A 2,136-nucleotide genomic window follows, 5' to 3' on the forward strand; every position below is an offset into this window, starting at 1 on the left:
GGTGCTGGGCGGCGTGTTGCTGGCCGGGCTGCTGTGGCTGGCCGGTCCGGGCCGGTTTGCCGGCCTCGGCGTGTCGGTGATTGTGGAAGCCTTCCAGCATCCGCTCGCCCCTACCGACTGGGCATGGAAGCTGGCCCTCACGGCCCTTACGCTGGGCTGCGGCTTCAAAGGCGGCGAGGTCACGCCGTTGTTTTTCATGGGGGCGGCGCTGGGCAGCGCGTTGGCGGCGGTGCTGCCGCTGCCGGTGGCGCTACTAGCGGCTATGGGCTTCGTGGGCGTATTTGCCGGCGCGGCCAATACCCCGCTGGCCTGCCTGCTGATGGGCCTGGAGCTGTTCGGGGCCAACGCGGGCGTGTACCTAGGCTTGGCCTGTGTAGTGGCCTACCTGTTCTCGGGCCACCACGGCATTTACGCCGCGCAGGTGGTGGGCCAGGCCAAGCACCTGCGCCTGGGCCGGCAGCAGGGCCGGCGGCTGGGCGACTTGTAGCGGTGGAGTTGCTTCAGCAACACGCCCGCCCGAAATAGTTGGGAGAGCAGGCAACCGCCGCGCCGGGGATGGAATCTGCCAGCCCAACACCTGCTTTCGGTGCTCACCAACATTGCCGCTATGCCCACGCCCTCCCTCGAATCGAACCCGGTCCGCTACGCCCGCTTCGGCGGCGCGCTCTACATCGCCATCATCGGGTGCGGTGGCTTCGCCGAAGGCTTCGTGAGCAGCCAGCTCCTGACCGGCAGCGCGGCCACCACGGCCCAGCGCATTCTGGCGGCGCCGGAGCTGTGGCGCCTGGGCACGGCGCTCAATTTCCTGGTGGTGCTGTGCGCCGTGCCGCTGCTCTGGATTGAGTTTCAGCTCCTGCGGCCCGTCAACCGGGGGCTGGCGCTGCTGAGCCTGCTGCTCAACGCGGTGTCGTTGGCCGTCGAAGCCATCAGCAAGCTGTTTCAGCTGCTGGTGCTGCCACTGCTGCAAAATGCCGACTACGCCCACGCCTGGAACCCCGCCCAAGTGGCCGGGCTGGCCCACCTAGCGTTAAGAGCCCACGATGTGGCCTTCAACATTGCCCTCGTATTCTTCGGATTTACCTGCCTGCTGAACGGCTACCTGATTATCAAATCGGGCTTTTTGCCGGCGGTGCTGGGCGTGCTGATGCAGGTTGCCGGGGCGGCCTACCTGGTGGGCTGCCTGGCGGCGCTGTTCGCCCCAGCCCTGGCCAAGACGCTGATTCCCGGCGTGCTGCTGCCGCCACTGGTGGGCGAGCTGTCGCTCTGCCTCTGGCTGCTCATCAAAGGCGTTGATGCCGCGAAATGGCAGGAGCAGCAGGGCTTGGCCTAATTTTTATTGGCCTTTCCGACCATTCCGAAACCGCGTCTCGATGGCAACCCCGTTCACGGGGCATAAAAAATATCGCGCCCGGGCAACCTTTGTGAGGAAAGCGGCATCTACCGCCCCAACTCACCAACCCTTTCTGCGCTTTGCTTACGCTTACTTTATCCGAAGCCGACCTCATCGCAGCCTGCGTGCGCGGCGAGCACCGGGCCCAGCGCCAGCTCTACGACCAGCTGGCCGGGCTCATGCTCACCGTGTGCCGCCGCTACCTCAAGCGCCGCGAAGATGCCGAAGAAGCCCTGCTCCTGGGCTTTGCCAAAATGTTCCGGGCCCTGCCCACCTACCGCTTCGAAGGCAGCTTTGAGGGCTGGGTGCGCCGCATCATGGTGAACGAAGCCCTGATGCAGCTGCGCCAGCGCGAGCTGATGACGGTGTCGTTTGAAGACTTCGTGCAGCCCGAAAACTTGGCCGTCACCGCCGCCACCGCCGACACCGAACTGCAAGCCGAAGACCTGATGGGGCTGCTCGCCACCTTGCCGGCCGGCTACCGTACCGTCTTCAACCTCTACGCTCTGGAAGGCTACGGCCACCAGGAAATTGCCGAGCTGCTGGGCATCAGCGAAGGCACCAGCAAGTCGCAGCTGAGCAAGGCCCGGGCCATGCTGCAGCGGCGCATTCAGTTTGCCAACATCAGCACCAACTAGACCAATGTCTACTGACAATATCGACGACTACTTCCGCCGCCAGCTCGGTGGGCACGAAACGCCTCCCGGCGACGACCTGTGGGCCCGCCTGCAGGCCGGCCCCGGCGC

The 2,136-nt window shown here is 65.5% G+C and carries 3 protein-coding genes; all 3 read left to right on the forward strand.

All coding sequences use genetic code 11. The annotated features are described in order from the left end of the window. The coding region (locus ACYVDE_RS20955) for a chloride channel protein (RefSeq protein ID WP_460503481.1) at positions 1-487 on the forward strand (487 nt) is incomplete at its 5' end. Positions 488-607: 120 nt separating this feature from the next. Further along, complete coding sequence (locus ACYVDE_RS20960; protein WP_460503482.1) at positions 608-1,330, forward strand: DUF4386 domain-containing protein; 723 nt, start codon at positions 608-610, stop codon at positions 1,328-1,330. A 140-nt stretch (positions 1,331-1,470) separates the two neighbouring features. Beyond that, positions 1,471-2,028 carry an RNA polymerase sigma factor gene (locus ACYVDE_RS20965; RefSeq protein ID WP_460503483.1) on the forward strand — a complete coding sequence of 186 codons (558 nt, stop codon included), beginning with the start codon at positions 1,471-1,473 and terminating at the stop codon, positions 2,026-2,028. Positions 2,029-2,136: the final 108 nt, after the last annotated feature.

The organism is Hymenobacter agri (genome assembly GCF_054778495.1).

What these genes read in the sequence shown, in the direction of transcription:
- ACYVDE_RS20960 (WP_460503482.1), top strand. Translation starts at nt 608, where the DNA reads ATGCCCACGCCCTCCCTCGAATCGAACCCGGTCCGCTACGCCCGCTTC.